Source organism: Variovorax boronicumulans (assembly GCF_030812215.1).
Classification (GTDB): Bacteria; Pseudomonadota; Gammaproteobacteria; order Burkholderiales; family Burkholderiaceae_C; genus Variovorax; species Variovorax boronicumulans_C.
In genome coordinates this window covers 407,507-423,140 of sequence record NZ_JAUSSG010000007.1, presented here as the reverse complement: position 1 = coordinate 423,140, position 15,634 = coordinate 407,507, and the positions used below count along the sequence as shown (strand labels likewise).

Annotated in this window: 15 protein-coding genes; 4 read left to right on the top strand and 11 right to left on the bottom strand. The window is 68.2% G+C overall.

Features of this window, described 5'->3' with window-relative positions:
- Window positions 1-31: 31 nt before the first annotated feature.
- The 4 genes from cls to J2W23_RS20620 are packed head-to-tail and all read left to right on the top strand — an operon-like array spanning window position 32 to window position 3,924.
- On the top strand, window positions 32-1,477 hold the full coding sequence (cls, locus tag J2W23_RS20635) for a cardiolipin synthase (RefSeq protein ID WP_307650059.1): 1,446 nt from the start codon (window positions 32-34) through the stop codon (window positions 1,475-1,477).
- The gene (gene sbcB / locus J2W23_RS20630; protein WP_307650058.1) at window positions 1,478-2,917 is read left to right on the top strand and encodes an exodeoxyribonuclease I; all 1,440 of its coding nucleotides are present in this window, start codon (window positions 1,478-1,480) and stop codon (window positions 2,915-2,917) included.
- 10 nt (window positions 2,918-2,927) lie between these two features.
- On the top strand, window positions 2,928-3,374 hold the full coding sequence (locus J2W23_RS20625; protein WP_307650057.1) for a DUF3574 domain-containing protein: 447 nt from the start codon (window positions 2,928-2,930) through the stop codon (window positions 3,372-3,374).
- The gene (locus J2W23_RS20620; RefSeq protein ID WP_307650056.1) at window positions 3,361-3,924 is read left to right on the top strand and encodes a GNAT family N-acetyltransferase; all 564 of its coding nucleotides are present in this window, start codon (window positions 3,361-3,363) and stop codon (window positions 3,922-3,924) included. The genes J2W23_RS20625 and J2W23_RS20620 overlap by 14 nt, the downstream gene beginning before the upstream one ends.
- A 180-nt stretch (window positions 3,925-4,104) precedes the next feature.
- On the opposite strand, the gene J2W23_RS20615 is transcribed toward J2W23_RS20620, so the two are convergent.
- The 11 genes from J2W23_RS20615 to J2W23_RS20565 all read right to left on the bottom strand — a co-directional run bounded on the left by J2W23_RS20615 (window position 4,105) and on the right by J2W23_RS20565 (window position 15,559).
- Complete coding sequence (locus J2W23_RS20615; protein ID WP_307650055.1) at window positions 4,105-4,608, bottom strand: GNAT family N-acetyltransferase; 504 nt, start codon at window positions 4,606-4,608, stop codon at window positions 4,105-4,107.
- 4 nt (window positions 4,609-4,612) lie between these two features.
- Window positions 4,613-5,893, bottom strand: coding sequence for an amidohydrolase family protein (locus tag J2W23_RS20610; protein ID WP_307650054.1), 1,281 nt, complete (start codon window positions 5,891-5,893; stop codon window positions 4,613-4,615).
- Window positions 5,894-5,917: 24 nt separating this feature from the next.
- Window positions 5,918-6,370: a hypothetical protein gene (locus tag J2W23_RS20605; RefSeq protein ID WP_176657590.1), complete on the bottom strand. Its 453-nt coding sequence runs from the start codon at window positions 6,368-6,370 to the stop codon at window positions 5,918-5,920.
- A gap of 1 nt (window position 6,371) precedes the next feature.
- On the bottom strand, window positions 6,372-7,295 hold the full coding sequence (locus J2W23_RS20600) for an ABC transporter permease (RefSeq protein ID WP_013541667.1): 924 nt from the start codon (window positions 7,293-7,295) through the stop codon (window positions 6,372-6,374).
- Window positions 7,292-8,356: an ABC transporter permease gene (locus tag J2W23_RS20595; RefSeq protein WP_307650078.1), complete on the bottom strand. Its 1,065-nt coding sequence runs from the start codon at window positions 8,354-8,356 to the stop codon at window positions 7,292-7,294. The genes J2W23_RS20600 and J2W23_RS20595 overlap by 4 nt, the downstream gene beginning before the upstream one ends.
- Complete coding sequence (locus tag J2W23_RS20590; RefSeq protein ID WP_307650053.1) at window positions 8,356-9,930, bottom strand: ABC transporter ATP-binding protein; 1,575 nt, start codon at window positions 9,928-9,930, stop codon at window positions 8,356-8,358. Before J2W23_RS20590 ends, J2W23_RS20595 begins: the two co-directional genes overlap by 1 nt.
- Window positions 9,931-9,976: 46 nt before the next feature.
- Window positions 9,977-10,927, bottom strand: a complete 951-nt coding sequence (locus J2W23_RS20585; RefSeq protein WP_307650077.1) for a 5'-methylthioadenosine/S-adenosylhomocysteine nucleosidase — start codon at window positions 10,925-10,927, stop codon at window positions 9,977-9,979.
- Between the two features lie 8 nt (window positions 10,928-10,935).
- Entirely contained in the window at window positions 10,936-11,937 is a 1,002-nt protein-coding gene (locus J2W23_RS20580) for a BMP family protein (protein WP_307650052.1), read from the bottom strand.
- A gap of 203 nt (window positions 11,938-12,140) precedes the next feature.
- Entirely contained in the window at window positions 12,141-12,770 is a 630-nt protein-coding gene (upp, locus tag J2W23_RS20575) for a uracil phosphoribosyltransferase (RefSeq protein ID WP_013541661.1), read from the bottom strand.
- Window positions 12,771-12,812: 42 nt separating this feature from the next.
- Window positions 12,813-14,222 carry a URC4/urg3 family protein gene (locus J2W23_RS20570; RefSeq protein ID WP_307650051.1) on the bottom strand — a complete coding sequence of 470 codons (1,410 nt, stop codon included), beginning with the start codon at window positions 14,220-14,222 and terminating at the stop codon, window positions 12,813-12,815.
- Window positions 14,219-15,559, bottom strand: coding sequence for a GTP cyclohydrolase II (locus tag J2W23_RS20565; RefSeq protein ID WP_307650050.1), 1,341 nt, complete (start codon window positions 15,557-15,559; stop codon window positions 14,219-14,221). Before J2W23_RS20565 ends, J2W23_RS20570 begins: the two co-directional genes overlap by 4 nt.
- Window positions 15,560-15,634 lie beyond the last annotated feature (75 nt).

Genomic DNA, 15,634 nt, shown 5'->3' with positions numbered 1-15,634 from the left:
GGCCGAAATCCATCCACCCGTCTTCGTTACCTTGATCCTCCCCGAACTCAGCCACGAATGGAAAACCGGCCTCTCCCTCGCGTGGAGCGGCTACATCGCCGTGCTGTCGATCTGGATCGTGATGCAGAAGCGGGCGCCGGTGTCCACGATGAGCTGGATCCTGTCGCTGGCGCTGCTGCCGTTCGCGGGCTTCGTCATCTATTACTTCCTCGGGCCGCAGCGTTTGCGCAAGCAGCGCATCAAGCGGTTGCGCAGCCGCGCCGGGGCTTCCGCGCAGGCTGACCTTGCCCGGTTGCGCGACGCGGCGCAGAACGCGCCTCCGGCGCTGCAGCAGATGGCGCGACTGGGCACCGCGGCCTGCGGGCTGCCTGTGTCGAGCGCGTCCGATGTGGAGCTGCTCTCGGGGGGCGCGCGCACCTTCGATGCGATCTTCGAGGCGGTGCGTGCGGCGAAGAACCACATCCACCTCGAGTACTACATCTTCGAGCCCGACAAGATCGGCACCGCGCTGCGCGACCTTCTGGTCGAGCGCGCGAAAGAGGGGGTCGTCGTCCGCTTGCTGCTCGATGCCCTCGGCTCCAAGCGCATCGGCCGCAAGTTCATGGCGCCGCTGCACGAGGCGGGCGTGAAGGTCGCGCTGTTCCATGACACCAAGATCGGCCGACGCCTGCGCCCGGTGACCAACTACCGGACCCACCGCAAGATCGTGGTGTGCGACGGCCGCGTGGGCTTCACTGGCGGCGTGAACATCACCGACGAGGAAGACAAGCGCACCAACCCCGACGCCTACCACGACGTGCACCTGCGCATCGAGGGTAGCGCGGTGCGCTGGCTGCAGACCACCTTCCTCGAAGACTGGACCTACGCCACCGGCGAAGACCCGCGCGGCATGGACGCCACCATGGCCGTGCTGCTGCCGCAGATCGACGCGGGCGACATCCCCGTGCAGATCGTGACCAGCGGCCCCGACAACGCGCTCGAGCCCATCCACCGCATGCACGTCGAGGCGATCCATTCGGCCACGCACCGCGCCTGGCTCACCACGCCTTACTTCGTGCCCGGCGAGCCCGCGCTGATGGCGCTGACGAGCGCCGCACTGCGCGGCGTCGACGTGCGCCTGCTCGTGCCGCGCCGCAGCGACTCGGCCATCGTGAGCGCCGCCGCGCGCTCGTACTTCGACGAGCTGATCGCCGCGGGCGTCAAGGTCTGGGAGTACAAGGCACGCATGCTGCACTCCAAGACCTTGGTGGTCGACGACCATTGCGCGATGATCGGCACCGCGAATTTCGACAATCGCAGCTTCCGGCTCAACTTCGAGGTCTGCGCGGTGGTCTACGGCCCCGAACTGGCCCGGCCGCTGGCAGCGCAGTTCGAGACCGACCTGCACAGTTCCGGCGCGGTGCGCGCCAACCGGCCACAGAATTTCTGGCGTCGTCTCGGCGATGCCATTGCGCGCTTGTTTTCACCCTTGCTCTGAATGAACCACACCTTTCTCTGGCACGACTACGAAACCTTCGGCGCCGTGCCGCGTCGCGATCGCCCCTCGCAGTTCGCCGCCATCCGCACCGATGCCGAGTTGAACGAAGTCGGGGAGCCGCTGATGATCTATTGCAAGCCCGCGCCGGACTACCTGCCCAGCCCCGAGGCTTGCCTCATCACCGGCATCACGCCGCAGGTGTGCCTGGAGCGCGGCATTCCCGAGCACGACTTCGCCGCGCAGATCGAACGCGCGTTCTCGCAGCCCGGCACCATCGGCGTGGGCTACAACACCATCCGCTTCGACGACGAGGTGACGCGCTTCCTGTTCTGGCGCAACCTGATCGACCCGTACGCGCGCGAGTGGCAGAACGACTGTGGCCGGTGGGACCTGCTCGACGTGGTGCGCCTCACCTACGCGTTGCGCCCCGAGGGCATCGAGTGGCCGAAGAAGGAAGACGGCAAGCCCAGCTTCAAGCTCGAAGACCTCGCGCGCGCCAACGGCCTGCTGCACGAGTCGGCGCACGATGCGCTCTCGGACGTGCGCGCGACCATCGCGCTGGCGCGGCTCATCCGGGACAGACAGCCCAAGCTGTTCGATTTCGCTTTTGGCTTGCACAAGAAAGATCGCGTCGCGAGCGAGCTCGGCCTGCCCGCGATGCGCGAAACCGCCAAGCCCTTCCTGCACGTCTCGGGCATGTTCCCGGTGGAGCGCGGCTGCCTCGCCGTGATGTGGCCACTGGCGAGCCACCCGACCAACAAGAACGAGCTGCTTGCCTGGGACCTCGCCCACGACCCGAGCGAGCTGCGCGACCTCGATGTCGAAACGCTGCGCCTGCGGCTCTTCACCCGCACCGCCGATCTGCCCGAAGGCGTGGTGCGCCTGCCGGTCAAGGGCATCCACCTCAACAAATCGCCGATGGTGGTGGGCAACCTGCGCACGCTCGCGCCGCCGATGGCCGAGCGCTGGGGCGTCGACCTCGACACCGCGATGCGCCACGCCGCCATCGCGCGCGACCTGCCCGACATGAGCGCGATCTGGTCGCAGGTGTACGCGCGGCCGAAGGAGGCTACGCCGGATGTCGATGAAGACCTCTACGGCGGCTTCGTCGGCAATGCCGACCGCCGGCGCCTGAACCAGCTGCGCGGCCTTTCCGCCGGCGAACTCGCCAAGGACCGCACCGGTTTTGACGACGGCCGCCTGGAGGAAATCGTGTTCCGCTACCGCGCGCGCAACTGGCCTGAATCGCTTGCCCCCGAAGAGGCCGAACGCTGGGAGGCGCTGCGCGTGGCGCGCCTGTTTCATGGCGAGGGCGGGGCGCGCACCATCGAGCAGCTGTTCAGCGAGGTCGATGCGCTCTCTGAAACCGCGGACGAGCGCGGCGAAGAGATCCTCGGTGCGCTCTACGAATACGCCGAGGCGATCGCCCCCGAGGCCTGAGAAGGTCTGAATGTTCATGGCGCACGCTGCTCCCCGCACCCGCCTGGCGCTGATCGCGCTCATGGTGACCGCGCTCGCGGGTTGCGGCATGTTGCCCTCCGCGTCGACGGCGGGCAGAACCTGCGACGCCGGCTTTGACGCCTTCGAGCGCGACACGCTCTTCTTCGGCCGAGCCATACCGGCCGGCGGTCAGGTGTCGGATGCGCAGTGGGCCGGTTTTCTCGACAGCGCCGTGACCCCCGCATTCCCGCAGGGCCTGACCGTTCTCGATGCGGTCGGCCAATGGCGCGGCGCCTCGGGCGGCGTGGTGCGCGAGCCCTCCAAGCTCGTGGTGCTGCTGCATCCACGCAGTGCAAAGGACGATGCGGCCATTGCCGGCATCATCGACACGTACCGCAAGAAGTTCGGCCAGGAGGCGGTGCTGCAGGAAAGGCAATCCGTCTGTGTCCGCTTCTGAAGAAATCACGCGGAAGGATCGCAACGTCGTTCGCCGGCTGACCGCCGCGGACGCTGCGGCCTACCGCGCCGTGATGCTCGATGCCTACGCGACGCATCCCAGTGCCTTCACTTCCACCGTCGGCGAGCGCCAGGACCTGCCGCTCGGCTGGTGGGAGAAGCGCCTGGGCGCTGAGGCGGATGCGGCGAGCGTGGTCTACGGCGCGTTCGACGATACGGGCGTGCTCGTGGGCGCCGCCGGCCTGAGCTTCGAAGACCGCGAGCGTGCGCGCCACAAGGGCACGCTGTTCGGCATGTCGGTGATGGCCTCGGCACGCCGCGCTGGCTTCGGCCGCCGGCTGGTGCAGGCCGTGCTCGACCATGCGCGCGCGCATGGCGGGCTGCGGCTGGTGCAGCTCACGGTGACCGAAGGCAACGCGGCTGCGCAGACGCTGTACGAGCGCTGCGGCTTCGAAGTCTTCGGCATCGAGCCGCTGGCCATCGCGGTCGACGGCGCCTTGCTCGCGAAGGTGCACATGTGGTGCGACCTCGAACGGGCTGGCCGGGGATGAGCCCTATTGGGTCGGCTTGTCCGGCAGGCCGCTGATGTCCTGCGACCAGCCGAGTGCCGACCTGCACCACTGCTGCCTGCGCGGCGGCAGCCGATCCCGTTCCGCGATGCTGCCGATGCGCAGCGAGTCGCTGGCGGGCGGATCGGCGTGTCCGGGCTCGACGCAATCGGCGATCGTTGTTCAGCGGGTTCGCACCATCAGCAGGGCGGGGCCGTCCGGTGTGATCACTTGGCCCTGTTCATGGAAACCGGCGCGCAGGTAGCTGCGGATCGCGCGGTGATTGCTCGGGGACGGATCGGTCTGCACCTTCGTCACGGCCGCATCGAGGAACAGGAGATCGACGAATGCGCGGACCATCGTGCTGCCCAGCCCGCGATTCAACTGTTCGGCATCGGCGAGAAACTGATCGATGCCGCGTGCGCCCGGATCGCGCTCGTCCTCCCACCAGCCGTTGCCCGAGCCCATGACAACGTAGGACTGGATATACCCGATGGACACCTCGCCGAGCAGGGCGATGTATGCGCGGTCGGTCGATGCGGGCGACAGCATCGGTGCGTAGTCTTCATCGACTTCGGCCTGCGACGGCGCGGGGCCCCACCACTCGGTCACATGTGGTCGGCCGAGCCATTCGCGCAGCAGGGGCAGGTCCGAGGCCTGCATCGGACGGAACGAGAGGCCCTGCATGGGCTCAGCCCCTGGAGATCATCCAGCTGCTCGACGCTGCCCGGCCTGGGAGATGCAGTGTGGCCGTGGCCGCCGGCGTTTCCGCCAGCAGCTTTCCCTTGCGGAACACCTTGAGCCGCGTCGCGCGCAGCCGGATCGCCTCGACCGCATCGCGCGCCTGCAGCAGCACGAAGCTCGCGTCGCAGCCTGCCGCGATGCCGTAGTCCTGCAGGTGCATCACACGCGCGGCGTTCGTGGTCACCGCCTCGAAGCACTGGCGGATGCCCGCCTGGCTCGTCATCTGCGCCACGTGCAGGCCCATGTGCGCCACTTCGAGCATGTCGCCTGAGCCCATGCCGTACCAGGGGTCCATCACGCAGTCATGGCCGAAGGCGACGTTCACGCCAGCGGCCATCAGCTCGGGCACGCGCGTCATGCCGCGGCGCTTCGGGTAGGTGTCGTGGCGGCCTTGCAGCGTGATGTTGATGAGCGGGTTGGCGATGACGGCCACGCCGCTCTGCGCAATGAGCGGCAGCAGCTTGCTCACGTAGTAGTTGTCCATCGAGTGCATCGATGTGCAGTGCGAGCCGGTCACGCGGCCCTGCAGGCCCAGGCGTTGCGCCTCGAAGGCCAGCGTCTCGATGTGCCGCGAGAGCGGATCGTCCGATTCGTCGCAGTGCATGTCCACCAGCTTGCCGCGCTCCGCGGCCAGCTCGCACAGCAGCTTCACGCTGGCGGCGCCGTCGGCCATGGTGCGCTCGAAATGCGGAATGCCACCGACCACGTCCACGCCCTTGTCGAGCGCGCGCGTGAGGTTCTCGACGCCGCCCGGCGAGCGCAGCACGCCGTCCTGCGGAAAGGCGACCAGCTGCAAGTCGATGCAGGGGGCGACCTGGCGCTTGACTTCCAGCAGTGCATCGACGGCGAGCAGGCTCGCATCGCTCGTGTCCACATGCGTGCGGATGGCCAGCAGGCCCTTGGCCACGGCCCAGTCGCAGTAGGCGAGCGCGCGTTCGATCAACGCATCGGCGGTGAGCAGCGGCTTGAGCTCGCCCCACAGCGCGATGCCCTCGAGCAGCGTTCCGCTCTCGTTGACGCGCGGCAGGCCGTAGCTCAGCGTGGCGTCCATGTGGAAATGCGGGTCGACGAAGTGAGGCGCGAGGAGCATGCCTTGCGCATCGAGCTTTTCGTGCGCCGGGGCGTCCAGGCCTTCGGTGACCTCGGCGATGCGGCCGTTTTGCACGGCGATCGACATGCCGGCGCGGCCGTCGGGGAGGGTGGCGTTGGTGATGAGGAGGTCGAGCATCGTGGGAGTTCCTGGGACTGTCGTTCAGCGCGTGCGCTGCGCCCGATACCGGTATTGGCCCGCCGCGGGCCCGACCTCGATCGTCACGCGGCGCAGCTTGTCGTCATGCCCGGACGAGGCCTTCGCCGTCACCACGATGCCGCGCGGCGTGGCGCGGCAGGTGATGTCGGTGAGGGCGATCTCGGCGTGGTCGTTGTCGAGTTCGGCGATGGCGACGGTGTGCTCGGCATGCAGGCCGCCGTTGGCGTCGCGCGTCATCCACTGCACGTAAAGGAACGACTGCGCGTACTGGTCTGCATGGACCACGCGGTAGGTGCCCTGGTGGTTCTTGCCCCAGGTGCCGCACAGCTGCACCCAGCTCACGGAATCGGGCGTCTTGAAGGTGTCGTAGCTGTAGTCGCTGCCCAGCGCCTGCGCGCCGGTACCGGCGAGCGAGAGCAGCGCGGCGAGCAGGGTTGCAGCGGTCGTCTTCATCATCTCAACGTTCCCCTTTGCGGTACGGCTTCATGAGCGCCTGCGGGTAGCTGGCCTTGCGCGCCACCAGCACCAGCGCGAGGATCGACAGCAGGTACGGCAGCATCAGGTAGAGCTGGTAGGGCAGCACGGCGTCGCCCGATTGTTGCAGCCGCAGTTGCAGCGCATCGAAGAACGCGAACAGCAGCGCACCGAGCAGGGCCTTGCCGGGCCGCCACGAGGCGAACACCACCAGTGCCACGCAGATCCAGCCACGGCCGTTCACCATGTTGAAGAAGAAGGCGTTGAAGGCCGAGAGCGTGAGGAACGAGCCCGCCATGCCCATCAGCGCCGAGCCCGCGACGATGGCGCCCGTTCGCGTGGCCGCGACCGACACGCCCTGGCTCTCGGCCGCCTGCGGGTTCTCGCCGACCATGCGCAGCGCCAGGCCGAGCGGTGTGCGGTACAGCACCCAGCCGACCGCCGGAACCAGCAGCAACGCGAACAGCGTGAGCGCGGTCTGCGCATTGAGGATGGGCACGGGCAGCCAGTCCATCGGCGCGAAGGGCGTGATGGTCGGCGGCGTGTTCACCTTCGGAAAGCTCACGCGGTAGCCGAAGTAGCTGAGCGCGGTCGCGAGCAGCGTGATGCCGAGGCCCGAGACGTGCTGCGAGAGCGCGAGGCCCACCGTGAGAAAGGCGTGCAGCAGTCCAAACACCATGCCCGTGAGCGCGGCCACGCCGACGCCGACCCACAGCGGTGCGCCGGCATACACCGCGAGCCATCCGGTGAAGGCGCCCGCGACCATGATCCCTTCGATGCCGAGGTTGAGCACGCCCGCGCGTTCGCACAGCAGCACACCCAGCGTGCCGAGGATGAGCGGCGTGGCGATGCGCAGCACCGCGACCCAGAAGGCAGGGTTGGCGAGGATGTCGAGCAGGTCGGTCATTTCGTCATCCGCACGCGGTATTGCGTGAGCAGCGTCGCCACCAGCACCGCGATCAGCGAGGCCGCGACGATCACGTCGGCGATGTAGGTCGGCACGCCCACCGCGCGGCTCATGGTGTCGGCGCCGACCAGCACGCCGGCCACGAACACGCCGGCCGCAATCACACCGAGCGGGTGCAGGCCTGCAAGCATGGCGATCACGATGCCGGTGTAGCCGTAGCCCGGCGACATGTCGAGCGTGACGTAGCTCGTGCGGCCCGCCACCTCGATGGCACCGGCCAACCCGGCCAGCGCGCCCGAGAGCAGCGCGACCATCACCACGGTGCGCGTGACCGGCACGCCGGCGAACGCGGCGGCGCGCGCATTCGCGCCGACCGCGCGGATGTCGAAACCCAGCACCGTGTACTTGAAGATCGCCCACACGATCACCGCGAGCGACACCGCCCAGATGAGCCCGGTGTGCACGCGCGTCTGGGCGATGAGCTTGCCCAGTTCGAGGTCGGACTGCAGCGACACGCTCTGCGGCCAGCCCATGGCGGTCGGGTCCTTCATCGGCCCGTCGAGCAGCGCCGAGACGCCGAGCAGCACGATGAAGTTGATCAGCAGCGTGGTCACCACCTCGTCGACACCGAGCTTGTTCTTCATGAGCGCCGGGCCCAGCAACAGCAGGGCGCCCGCCACCGCGGCGGCCAGCATCATCAGCGGGAACAGCACCCAGGGCGACAGCTCGAAACCCGTGCCGCCGTGCATGCCGCCCACGGCCACGGCTGCGAGGGCACCGGCGAAGAGCTGTCCCTCCGCGCCGATGTTGAAGAGCCGTGCCTTGAATGCGACCGTCGCGGCGAGGCCGGTGAGGATCAGCGGGATCGCGCGCGTGAGCGTCTCGCTCCACGCGAACACCGAGCCGAAGCCGCCCTGCAGCAGCAGCGCATAGGTGCGGCCGACCGGTGCGCCGGCCCAGAGCACGAGCAGCGCGCTCACCACCATGGTGAAGACGACAGCGCCGATGGGCGCCAGCACCAGCGCGGCGCGGGAGGTTTCGTGGCGTCGTTCGAGCCGCATCATGGCGCGCCTTTCGTGGCGCCGGCCATCGCCAGCCCGATGGCTTCGCGGGTCCACGCCGCGGCCGGGCGCGCTTCGCCGAGATGGCCGCCGTGCATCACCGCGACGCGGTCGCCGAGCGTGAGCACTTCGTCGAGGTCGTCGGAAATCACCAGCACCGCTGCGCCGGCATCGCGCGCGGCGATGAGCTGCTGTTGCACGTAGGCGACGGCGCCGATGTCCAGGCCCCAGGTCGGCTGGTGCGCGACGATGAGGCGCGGGGCGCGGTTCGGGTATTTCTTGTTGTCAGCGTCTTCCACCTGCTCGGGCGCGAGCAATGCGCGTCCCAGGATCAGCTTCTGCATGTTCCCGCCAGAGAGCGAGCGGGCCGGCGCCATGAGCCCGGCGCCGCGCACGTCGAATGCCTTTTCAATGCGCCGGGCATGCAGCCGTGCAGCCGCACGCCGAACGAACACAGACCAGCGAGAGAAGACGGGACTGCGCAATCGCTCGGACACCGCGTTCTCCCACACCGGCAGATCGCCCACCACGCCGACCGCATGCCGGTCTTCGGGGATGCGCGCCACGCCGCGCTGCACCAGCCGGGCGGGCGAGGGCGGCAGTGCGCGGCCCATCAACTGGGCGGAGCCGGAGACGGCGCGGCGTGTGCCGCAGAGCAGTTCGGCCAGTGCCACCTGCCCGTTGCCCGAGACGCCCGCGATGGCGGTGATCTCGCCCGCGCGCAGCGTCAGCGACACCTCGCGCAGCCGGTCCTGCCCGCCGTCCTTGGCGGACGCGGTGCTCACATGGTCGAGCACGCAGACGGCATCGCCCACGGTCTTTGCCGGCCGCCGCTGCGGCGCCTCGACCGCATGCCCGACCATCCACAGCGCAAGCTGCGCCTGCGTGGTGTCGGCCGTGCGCGCCTCGGCCACGAGCTTGCCGCCGCGCAGCACGGCGATGCGGTGCGACACGCGCAGCACCTCACCCAGCTTGTGGCTGATGAAGATCACCGACAGGCCCTGCGCCACCATCTGCGCGAGCGTGGCGAACAGTGCTTCGCTCTCCTGCGGCGTGAGCACGGCCGTCGGCTCGTCGAGGATCAGGATGCGTGCGCCGCGGTACAGCGCCTTGAGGATTTCCACGCGCTGCCGCTCGCCGACCGAGAGGCTGCCGATCTTCGCGTCGGGCTGCACCGGCAGGCCGAAGCGCTGCGCCACGTCGAGCAGCCGGGCGCGGGCCGCGGCACGGCGCGACACCGGGCGCCACAGCGGCTCGGTGCCCATCATCACGTTGTCGAGCACGCTCAGGTTGTCGGCCAGCGTGAAGTGCTGGTGCACCATGCCTACGCCCGCGGCGAGCGCGGCCTTGGGGTTGCCCGGCGGCAGCGGCGCACCGAACACTTCGATGCTGCCTTCGTCGGCGACGTAGTGGCCGAACAGGATCGACATCAGCGTCGACTTGCCCGCGCCGTTCTCGCCGAGCAGCGCGAGCACTTCGCCGGCTTGCAGGTCGAGGGAGATGGCGTCGTTCGCGACGAGGGTGCCGAAGCGCTTGGTGATGCCTTGAAGGCGAAGAATGGTGGTGCTGTTCATGAAGTCCTTGCCCCTTCCCCTGGAGGGGAAGGGAGCGGAAGCGCGGTTACTTCCAGGCAGCCAGGAACGCCAGCATCACCTTGGCCGAGTTGTCGGCCGCGATGCCCATGAAAGTGCCCATCTCGTTCTCGCCGTCGCCGCCGCCCGCGAGGTCGCTGAGCGAGCGGAAGGCGATGTACGGCACGCCGTTACTGTAGGCCACCATGCCCACGGCCGCGGTTTCCATGTCGAGCACATTGGCCTGGAAGGTCTTGAAGGTGTATTCGCGGAAGGCCTTGTTGTCCATGAAGGCCTGGCCCGAGACGCCGTTGCCGCCGATCACCAGCTGGGGCTTGCGCGCGAGGCACTTGCCGGCGCTGCAGTTCGCGAGGTCGACAGTGCGGATGCTGCGGGCCACCTCGAGCATCTTCGGATCGACCTCGAACCAGAACTTGCGCTCGATTTCGGGCTTGGTCGCCGAGCGGACCTCGACCGGCCGCGGATGCACCATGCCGAAGTTCGGGAACGTGGCGTCCTTGATGAAGGGCGGCGCGGTGTACTTGCCGGGTGCGGTTTCGCGTGCCATCAGCACCTCGAGGTACTGGCCCCATTGCGCGGGCACCGTCACGTCGCCGACGTGCAGCGACGGATTCACGCCGCCCGCGATGCCGCTGAACACGATGCTCGTCACGCGAAAACGGTTGAGCACGAGCTGCGTGTTCATCGTCGCGTTCGTCATGCTGATGCCCGAGAGGAACAGCACGACCGGCTTGCCCTCGAGCGTGCCGGTGGTGAACTCGACGCCGTTCACGCGGTGCTTCGAAGGCCCCTGCAGGCGCGCGAGCAGCAGCTTGAGCTCGGGCTCGAAGGCCGAGATGACCGCGATGCGCGGCGTGTCGTCCAGCCGCGTGCTGCTGTTGATGCTGACGCCTGTGCCCTTGTAGACACCGACGCAGCCCGTGAGACCGAGGGCCAGCACACCGGCCGAAAGAAGAGTGCGCCAGCGCATCGTCGTCATCTGCTGGCTCACTTTGCGGTCGACTTGGGTTGGGAGTCATCCACCTTCACGGTGAACTTGCCCGAGAGGATGTCGGCCTGCCTGGCCTTCACCTTGGCGACGATGTCGGCCGGCACCTTCTTCTCGAACGTGCCGAGCGGCGCGAGCTCCGAGCCCTTGTGCTTCATCTGCGAGTAGACGCCGTAGTCTTCCGCCGCGAACTTGCCTTCCTTCACCAGCTTGATCGCGCGATCGGCCGAAGGCTCGAAGTTCCACAGGGCCGAGGCGACCACCGTCTCGGGATACTGGCTCTGCGTGTCGATCACGTTGCCGATGGCGAGCTTGCCCTTTTCCTTGGCGGCATCGGACACGCCGAAGCGCTCGGCGTACATGATGTCGGCGCCCTTGTCGATCATCGCGAAGGCCGCTTCCTTGGCCTTGGGCGGGTCGAACCAGCTGTTGATGAAGCTCACGCTGAACTCGACCTTGGGGTTCGTTTCCTTCGCGCCCGCCATGAAGGCGTTCATCAGACGGTTGACTTCGGGAATCGGAAAGCCGCCGACCATGCCGATGCGGTTGCTCTTGGTCATGCCGCCGGCCACCATGCCGCTCAGGTACGCCGGCTCCTGGATGTAGTTGTCGAACACGCTGAAATTGGGTGCCTGCGGCTTGAGCGACGAGCCCATGAGGAAGGCGACCTTCGGAAAGTCCTTCGCGACCTTGCGCGCTGCCGCTTCCACGCCGAACACCTCGCCCAGGATCAGCTGGTTGCCGCCGGTCGCGTACTCGCGCATCACGCGCTCGTAGTCGGCGTTGCTGACGTTCTCTGTGGCCTTGTATTCGATTTCCCCGCGCGCCTCGGCCGCCTTCAGCGCCTTGTGGATGCGGCCCACCCATTGCTGCTCGAAGGGCACGGTGTACACCGCCGCCACCTTGAGCTTGGCCTGCGCAAGCGCGATGCCCGGCGCACCCGCCGCAAGCGCTGCGGCGATGGCGACGGAACGAATGATCAACTGACGGCGTGCTGTCACGGTCTTCTCCTCGATTGAAATGAAAGAACCAGCCCTGCAATCCCCATGCCCGCCAACCAGCCTCCGTAGCGGACGGGCCCCTTCCAGTAAACACCGAGGAACCGGCTTTGCCGGGCCTCAGGTGTTGCCCCCGGTAGGGGTTGGCGCAGCGACACGAAGTGCGCGCAGCCTGGGGGCGAGCCCTATTACTCTGGGGGCGAGCGTTACTTCGTGCCGAAGATGCGGTCGCCCGCGTCGCCGAGGCCAGGAAGGATGTATCCGTGGCTGTTCAGCTCGCGGTCGATCGCCGCGGTGTAGATCGGCACGTCCGGGTGCGCCTTCTGCATCGTCGCCACGCCTTCGGGGCAGGTCAGGAGACACACGAACTTGATCGACTTCGGATTCAGCTCCTTCAGCCGCTCGACCGCAGCCACCGCCGAGTTGCCGGTGGCCAGCATCGGGTCGACCACGATCACGTCGCGGTTCTCCATCTCGCCGGGCATCTTGAAGTAGTACTCGACGGCCGTGAGCGTCTTGGGGTCGCGGTACAGGCCGATGTGGCCGACGCGGGCGCCCGGCACCACGGTCAGCATGCCGTCCAGGATGCCGGTGCCGGCACGCAGGATCGACACCAGCACCAGCTTCTTGCCGTCGATCACCTTGGCCTGCATGGTCTCCAGCGGGGTCTCGACCTCGATGTCCTGCATCGGCATGTCGCGCGTGACCTCGTAGGCCATGAGCATGCTGATTTCATTGAGGAGCCTGCGGAAGCTGTTGGTGGACGCGTCCTTGCGGCGCATCAGCGTGAGCTTGTGCTGGACGAGGGGGTGGTCGACGAGGTGGACGTTGCTCATTGGAATTTTTTCTGGCGTTGCTGCTGAAGTGAACCCGCGAGTCTAAAAGACGGTGCCGTCGCTCTCGATCAGGAGCGGTGGCGCTCCGTCTCGCAAGCGCTGTGCCAGTGCCCGGCCCGCCGCCCAGGTGCCGCCTTCGAGCACGCAGGCGAGCGGCAGCTCTTCCTCGGTACGGTCGAGCACCTTGCGCACGCGCGGCGCCAGCTCGTCGAGCAGCGCCACGGTGAGGGCGCGCCATTCGACGATGAATTCGTCGCCCGCCTTCCAGCGGCGGGTGAGAAAGGCCGGGTCCTTCGGCACGATCACGCCGCTGTCGATCAAGAGGCCGCCATTGCGGTACTCGGGCAGGGCGGTGAGCGCATCGAGGTGGCGTACCTTCACGCCGGCCCATTCGAAGGGTTCGAGCAGCGAATAGGTGAGCCACTGCGAGAGCTTGTGAAAGGGCATCCAGCCGTTGGTGAGCCCTGGGCCGCGCACCGCGCTGTGGCGCCAGCAGTCGCCGAGCGCCAGCGCCGGATCGCCCGAGCCGATGCCGCCTGCGTTGTCGCTGCCGTCGATGGCAATGCTGTCCACCGCATTGGCCGAGGGCCAGATGCGCGAGAGCGATTCGAGCAGCAGCGACAGGATCTGGTGCGCGGTGATCTCGGCCGTGGGCGGCGCGGCCGGGCCGTAGGGGCCGACCAGCGCATCGAACAGGCGGCCGGGCCGGCCGTCGTCGCCGAAGGTCTCGGGCTGCTCGCTCATCGCCTCGCCGAGCCGGCGCAGCAGCGTGGCGCGGCCCGAGAGGCCCACCAGCGGATTGACGTCGCTCACCTGGAAGGCATCGCCCAGCCGGTCGGTCACCAGGCCCTTGAGACCGGCTGCGTCGGCCTGCAGCGGATGCTCGGGGTCGGACGAAAAGAGCCCGCTCGTGAACGCATGGAAGCTCGCGACGCCCAGTCCCTCGGAGCGGGTATAGCGCTCGCCGGTGGCTGGTTCGGTGTAGCGCCAGTCGGGGCCGGCGCCGGCGTCGAGCAGCACGCTCACCAGCACGAGGTCGATGTGGGCGCGGGCGCGCTGACGGGCGTCGATGCCCTTGCCAAGCAACTGGTCGAGCTGCTTGAGCCGGTCGACGCCGCCGGCTTCGAAGTGGCGCCAGCGGCTGTGGTACGGGATGGTGTCCCACGGATAGCGCTCGCGCGTGACCTCGGCCACGGTGCGCGCCGCGTCTTCGAGCGCGTCGTCGCTGCCGATGCGGAACCACTGCGATTCGCCGCGGCGCGCGCGCGCCAGCAGGGCGCCCGCGCGCTGGCGGATGGCCGCGGTGGTGCGCAGCAGCGAGGCCGCGCCGGCCGGATGGGCGGTGTCTGCCGTGAATTCGATCGATGGATCGACCTTGCCCGCGCCGCCGGGCGGCAGGCTGCCGGAGCCGTCCACGGGCATGTTTGGGTCGGTGTTGTGGCTGGTCGTCATTCGGTGAGTCCGCGGCCCTTGGCCTTTTTCAGTTCTTCGGCGTCCGGCACCGGACCGGGCGTGAAGTAGCCGGCGGCCATCTTGGCGTCCATCTCGACGCGGGCGTCGGCCGGGATCAGTTCGTCGGGGATGTTCACGCGCTCGCCGATCTCGATGCCCGAGCCGGTGATCGCGTCGAACTTCATGTTGCTCATCGACACGAGCCGATGGATCTTCTTGATGCCCAGCCAGTGAAAGACGTCGGGCATGAGTTCCTGGAAGCGCATGTCCTGCACGCCCGCCACGCATTCGGTGCGCGCGAAGTACTGGTCGGCCGTGTCGCCGCCCACCTGGCGCTTGCGGGCGTTGTAGACCAGGAACTTGGTCACTTCGCCGAGCGCCCGGCCTTCCTTGCGCGAGTAGGCGATGAGCCCCACGCCGCCGCGCTGCGCGCCCTGGATGCATTCCTCGATCGCGTGCGTGAGGTAGGGGCGGCAGGTGCAGATGTCGGAGCCGAATACGTCCGAGCCGTTGCACTCGTCGTGGATGCGTGCGGTGAGCTCCACCTCGGGGTTGGCCAGGTCGCGCGGGTTGCCGAAGATGTAGATGGTCTGCCCGCCGATGGGCGGCAGGAAGACCTCGAGGTCGGAGCGCGTGACGAGTTCGGGGTACATGCCGCCGGTTTCCTCGAAGAGCGTGCGGCGCAGGTCGGTTTCGGAGCAGCCGAAGCGGCGTGCCACCTCGGGGAGGTACCACACGGGTTCGATGGCCGCCTTGGTCACCATCGCAGCGCCGCCCGTCGTGAGGAAGTGGCCGTCGGCCTTCAGGCGCCCGCTTTGCAGCGCCTCGATCACCTCGGGCAGGATCACATGCGCCTTGGTGATCGCGATGGTCGGGCGGATGTCGTAGCCCGCGGCCAGTTCGGTGGAGAACGCATCGGCCACCAACGCTCCCCAGGGGTCGAGCGAGACGATGCGGCCCGGCTCGCCCCATTGCGGATAGGGCCCGATCACGTCGGTGGGCGCGGTGTTGGTGAGGTCGGCCTTGTGCTCGCGCTTCAAGGCGCCGGACGCCACCGCGAGCGCGCGGTACACGCTGTAGGAGCCGCTGTGCGTGCCGATGACGTTGCGGTGCGCGCGCTTGGTGGTCGTGCCGACGACAGGGCCGCGCTCGGTGGCGGTGGCCGCGCCCCACTGGATGGGCAACGCGCCGAAACCGCCGGCATGCGAGGTGAGGCGGATGTGGCCAGTCGACGAGGAGGGGCGCAGCGGCGAGAGCGGCGGTACAGGAGAAAGCGGCGGGAGGGGCGTGGTGCCGGCCGGGAGTGGGGAAGGGATCTGGGTGCTATCTACAGACATTGCAGGCCTTCAAAAAATGCAATGTACCGATCGCGCGTGCTGCTGGCAAGCCGGGGCGGACCATGCCCCGGCGGC

Coding starts and splice junctions, on each gene's coding strand:
- sbcB (WP_307650058.1), top strand. CDS start 1,478: ATGAACCACACCTTTCTCTGGCACGACTACGAAACCTTCGGCGCCGTG.
- J2W23_RS20625 (WP_307650057.1), top strand. CDS start 2,928: ATGTTCATGGCGCACGCTGCTCCCCGCACCCGCCTGGCGCTGATCGCG.
- J2W23_RS20615 (WP_307650055.1), bottom strand. CDS start 4,608: ATGCAGGGCCTCTCGTTCCGTCCGATGCAGGCCTCGGACCTGCCCCTG.
- J2W23_RS20610 (WP_307650054.1), bottom strand. CDS start 5,893: ATGCTCGACCTCCTCATCACCAACGCCACCCTCCCCGACGGCCGCGCC.
- J2W23_RS20605 (WP_176657590.1), bottom strand. CDS start 6,370: ATGATGAAGACGACCGCTGCAACCCTGCTCGCCGCGCTGCTCTCGCTC.
- J2W23_RS20600 (WP_013541667.1), bottom strand. CDS start 7,295: ATGACCGACCTGCTCGACATCCTCGCCAACCCTGCCTTCTGGGTCGCG.
- J2W23_RS20595 (WP_307650078.1), bottom strand. CDS start 8,356: ATGCGGCTCGAACGACGCCACGAAACCTCCCGCGCCGCGCTGGTGCTG.
- J2W23_RS20590 (WP_307650053.1), bottom strand. CDS start 9,930: ATGAACAGCACCACCATTCTTCGCCTTCAAGGCATCACCAAGCGCTTC.
- J2W23_RS20585 (WP_307650077.1), bottom strand. CDS start 10,927: ATGACGACGATGCGCTGGCGCACTCTTCTTTCGGCCGGTGTGCTGGCC.
- upp (WP_013541661.1), bottom strand. CDS start 12,770: ATGAGCAACGTCCACCTCGTCGACCACCCCCTCGTCCAGCACAAGCTC.
- J2W23_RS20570 (WP_307650051.1), bottom strand. CDS start 14,222: ATGACGACCAGCCACAACACCGACCCAAACATGCCCGTGGACGGCTCC.
- J2W23_RS20565 (WP_307650050.1), bottom strand. CDS start 15,559: ATGTCTGTAGATAGCACCCAGATCCCTTCCCCACTCCCGGCCGGCACC.